The following is a 3,281-nucleotide window of genomic DNA, read 5'->3' as shown; positions in this document are numbered from 1 at the left end:
TTTATATAAAAAATAATCAATTTTTTATTAAAAAAGATATAAAAAATAAAATTTTATTTCATAGTATTCACTCTTCTTCTATTATAAGTAATTATCTTAGCTTGTTAAATGATTTTAATACTTTAAGCAAGATAGAACTTATAAATATATTAGAAAGTTTAAGTTTATACAATCTTTCAACTTTAATGCAAACTATGCAAACTATACAATCAAAAAATGAATATAACTCAAAAGACTTTGATAAAGATAGTATCTTTTTATCTAATATGATTATGAATGTGAGATTGAAGTAAAAAGATAGTAGATTTGGTAAATTTAAATCTTGTTAAGTTTATTATTTAGTCAAATAAAAAATATAAAAAAATATAAAAAAATATAGAAAAATATAGAAATTTAATAGAAAGGAAGATAGGCTTAGTTAAAAGTTTGTTTGGTGTAAGCCACAAGGGAGTTTCGCCCCTTAAGAAAAGGGGCAAGGCTAATAAGCCTTGACAGTAATTATACAAATTAGTATAATTATAAGTACGAAACGAAACATAGTTTCACCCCCTTTCTAGGGTGTGATTATGCCACAGGGTGGCAGCCCTTTGGCGTTTCACCCTTTTATAATTATACCAAATAAACTCTTTAACTTCTTTAATATAATCCGTGAAAAGATTTTACTTGTTATTCTTTAGCACTTTGTTTTTTGCACCTTCATTTTTATTTGGTGCAACTGAAATAGCTAATGGAAATCTAATCTATACTTGGGGTTATGGCGATGTGATGAATGAAATCATGCAAGCGGTTAAAGGTATAACCACTGAAACAGATTATATCGTTAATGCAGCCTTAGCTATTTCATTATTGCTTTTCAGTATCAAAAAAGCAATGGATGGACAAACAAATCCTGTGTTTGAACTTGGAAAAATGTTTATGCTTTTTGCTGTAGTGTGGTACATGTTTTTAAAAGCACCAAATGACAATAATCACCGCTTCATGATTCACGATGAAGTCACTAGCAAAGATTATGTCATTTCTCAAATTTCTATAGGCATAGGAAAAAGCTTTGCATTAATGACACAATTTGAAAGACTTATTCTAGAAGCTATGGAAAAACATTTTTCAACTCCACAATCTACAAATTTTTCTAACGCAGGTTTAGGTTTTTCACTTCAAGTGATGAGTACTTTACCAAGTGTAAAGCTTTCGGCTATTGATGCAACTTTACAAAAAAATATTGATTTTTACTTTAGAAACTGCGTTTCAGTATAATCAACAAGGTAGAAATCTTTTTCAAAACTCTGATAATTTAATGCAAGATCTTTTCACAAACATAGGCAATGGCTCTCAGCTCACTCCTTTGTTTAAAAATAATAATAATGTTGAAGAACAAAGCGTTGTACCTTGTTCTGATGCGGGTCCTCAAATCGTTGAAATGATTAAAAAAGATACAGATGAAGCTATGAAAATCCATGCTGCTTTGCTTGGTATGGCGAATGATATGACAAATTATGAGCAAAAGTTCTTAGGCGCTGCACAAATCTATAACGAACAAGCTGTAAGTGCTAGATCTTATTTACAGCAATCCATGATAATGCTTGCTTCTCAAGATGCAATCATTAATACCGCTAAATCAGTAGGATTAAATCCTGCTTCTGTGGCTGCAAATACTGCTTATGCGGATCAGCAATTTTACGCAAGTATGCAAGCACAAGGACACATGGCACAAACTTATTTGCCTTTAGCTAAAGCTTATTTAACAGCTATTATCATAGGTTTATCTTGGCTTGTTGCTTTACTTTCTATTGTATTTGGCTCTTACGCACATATTAAGATGTTTTTTACTCTGTGTATTTGGATAGTGCTTTGGACTCCTATACTTTGTATTATTAACTATCTAAATGATTATAATCTTATGAAAGTTGCGCAAGTAATAACAGGTGGAAAAGCAGCTTTAAGCTTAGGAGATAACATGCTTATATTCAAAGAAGTAGCAAATAGATCAAATTTCATGAATTATCTTGTAATGAGTACTCCTGTTTTAGCTTATGCTATAGCTAAAGCAAGTGAACAAGGATTTGTAACTTTTGCTTCTGGATTATCTCAAGCTCTAACAGGTGCTTCAAGAGCTGCTGGAAGCTTTGCAAATCAGCAAGCTCTATCTACACAAACTAGCATCGCTGCTCCTAGAGGAGATGAAGTTTGGGCTGTGGGTGCAGGTTATAATACTCTTCAATCTTCGTTTGGTGCAGGTGGTAGAAGTTTTATGGGAACAAGAGATATGCAACATGGTGGCGAATTAGTTAAAGATAATATGACAGGAAGTTCAGCTGTAATCAATGCTAATGGTTCAATAGGTAATGCCGCTATTAAAGGTTTAAATGCTGGTATGACTGCAAGCAATTTAGAAACAAGAGCACACGCTCTAAGTGATGCGATTCAAAATTCTAACCTATCTCAAAGAGCTTTAGAAGTTGCTAGTGGCAAAGGAGATAGCTTAGCCTTATCAGAAAACGATAGAAGTGCTATTACTAATGCAACGCAACATGCTTTAGCTAATGCTTATTCTAAAGCAACAGGTGTGGATGTAAAACAAGCTTATGAAGATGTGATGAGTGGAAAAATTGGCGGTGGTATTGGCTTAAATAAAGAAATAAAAGGAGTTAGAATAAATATTGATGCAGGAGGCTATGTATCTACAGGATCGGTAGAAACTGAAGATTGGTATCAAAATCTAAGCAAAAATCAACAAGAAACATTTAATAAAACCTTTAACGAAAGTCTTTCTAATGAAATTGGCAAAAATAGAGATGCAAGTGCTTCATTTAACAATCTTCTTAAAACAGGAAATGTTACAAATTCTGCTAGTATTAAAAGTTCTATGGATAGATATAATGAAGCTAAAACACTTAATAATTCAGTGGGTTATGATGGCGGATCATCTATCGTTCAAGGCTATATCAATGAAAATTATGGTGGCGTAGTTAATAAAGAAAATGTGGCTTCTGCTGTGAATGCTGTTAAAATATGGCTGCAAGGGGAGATATGCAAGGATTATCACATTACGCAGGAGTAGATTCTAATGTCAATTCAAATGGATTGTTTGGATAATCAAAGCACAATTATCATGATCCAAGAGGTGTTATGACTGATCACAATAAAGCCATAGATGATTTAAATTCAAGACAAAAAGGCTTTATGGCAACAAGAAATGCCCCTAATGATGTTAAATCAGAAAGATTAGCAGGTGGAATTCAAAAAGCAGCAGGTGCAGCTGAGAAAAAAGCAGGAACTGCTAT

The 3,281-nt window shown here is 32.7% G+C and carries 2 pseudogenes; both read left to right on the top strand.

What is annotated here, in order from left to right:
* Positions 1–293, top strand: a pseudogene (locus BGS40_RS06330) (hypothetical protein); the annotation flags it as partial.
* Positions 294–648: 355 nt separating this feature from the next.
* Positions 649–3,281 (top strand): annotated as a pseudogene (locus BGS40_RS09785) (conjugal transfer protein TraG N-terminal domain-containing protein); the annotation flags it as partial.

It is taken from the genome of Campylobacter sp. 107 (assembly GCF_002383835.1).
Taxonomy (GTDB): Bacteria; Campylobacterota; Campylobacteria; order Campylobacterales; family Campylobacteraceae; genus Campylobacter_D; species Campylobacter_D jejuni.
Note: the sequence above shows the minus strand (reverse complement) of the source record. Positions and strands in the feature narration are given on the sequence as shown.